Source organism: Photobacterium sp. R1, assembly GCF_054600795.1.
On sequence record NZ_BAAHZP010000116.1, the window covers coordinates 1 to 429 of the forward strand.

The 429-nt window shown below is 51.7% G+C and carries 1 protein-coding gene; it reads left to right on the top strand.

Annotated elements, in window-relative coordinates:
- Positions 1 to 311 (top strand): oligopeptide/dipeptide ABC transporter ATP-binding protein (locus ACYP03_RS24230; protein WP_459782400.1); only part of this gene is annotated, 311 nt, incomplete at its 5' end.
- Positions 312 to 429 lie beyond the last annotated feature (118 nt).

A 429-nucleotide genomic window follows, 5' to 3' on the forward strand; every position in this document is an offset into this window, starting at 1 on the left:
TATTCGGTCAGCCAAAACATCATTATACCCGTGCGTTGCTGGATTCAATTCCATCGCTGGACCCGGCTAAACGGGATAGCCTTCAGCCTTTGCAAGGGGAAATACCCAGCCCTCTGAATAAGCCTGAAGGGTGTCTGTTTCATACGCGCTGTCGCAATGTGAATACGCTGTGCCAGCAGAAACAGCCGGTTATTCACGACAGCGGTAACCCATCCAGCTGTGATCAGCTAAGCAGAGGTGAGCCAGACAGTAACGATAACGATCGGCATAAAGTGGCCTGCCACTTTCCAATCGGGGAGTTGATGAAATGAGTTATTTTGCGATTGCAGGCCTGCAGCTTGCGCTGGGACAGGGTGATAACCTGAGTCGGCTTGAAGCGGAAACCCGTCTGACATGCCAGCGTTTTCCCTGGGTGGACATGGTCATTTT